1 rRNA gene is annotated in these 874 nt (G+C 56.2%); it reads left to right on the top strand.

From position 1 onward, the window contains the following. Nucleotides 1-312 precede the first annotated feature (312 nt). Nucleotides 313-874, top strand: a 23S ribosomal RNA gene (locus tag AC5RVV_RS17575); the annotation flags it as partial.

Genomic DNA, 874 nt, shown 5'->3' on the forward strand with positions numbered 1-874 from the left:
GGGGTGTTTGGAACGTGTGTGGTTGGTTTCGCGGGGGATGTCTTTTGGCACACTGTTGGGTCCTGAGGCAACAGGACCTTATTCTTGCAGCGATGTGAGGAGAGGGAAGAAGTTGGTTCCTCTTGTTTCCTGCGCTTGCCGCGCCGGCCGCCCTTTGGGGTGGTTGGGGTGGGGGTGACGGGGTTGTTGTTTGAGAACTACATAGTGGACGCGAGCATCTTAAAGCAATTTTTTTGATGAACCTGGTGGCTAGGCTGTCTTTTGACGGTTTGGTTGTCCTGGTTCTCTCGAATAGCTGATTTTGATCTTTGTGGTCAAGTTTTTAAGAGCACACGGTGGATGCCTTGGCATCAGGAGCCGAAGAAGGACGTGGGAATCTGCGATAAGCCTGGGGGAGTTGATAACCGAACGGTGATCCCAGGATGTCCGAATGGGGAAACCCCGCCCGGCGCGCGAGTGACCGGGTGACCCGTACCTGAACACATAGGGTGCGTGGAGGGAACGCGGGGAAGTGAAACATCTCAGTACCCGCAGGAAGAGAAAACAACAGTGATTCCGTCAGTAGTGGCGAGCGAACGCGGAAGAGGCCAAACCGGTCCATGTGTGATAGCCGGCGGGCGTTGCATGGCCGGGGTTGCGGGACTTTCCGCTGCTGTTCTGCCGGACAGCGAAAGTGAGTGCGTGCGTATAGGTGAACGGTCTTGAAAGGCCGGCCGGAGAAGGTGTAAGCCCTGTAACCGTAATGCGTGACGCCGCTTGGAGAGTATCCCAAGTAGCACGGGGCCCGAGAAATCCCGTGCGAATCTGCCAGGACCACCTGGTAAGCCTGAATACTACCTGATGACCGATAGCGGACAAGTACCGTGAGGGAAAG

It is taken from the genome of Arthrobacter sp. MDT2-34-1, from assembly GCF_059091365.1.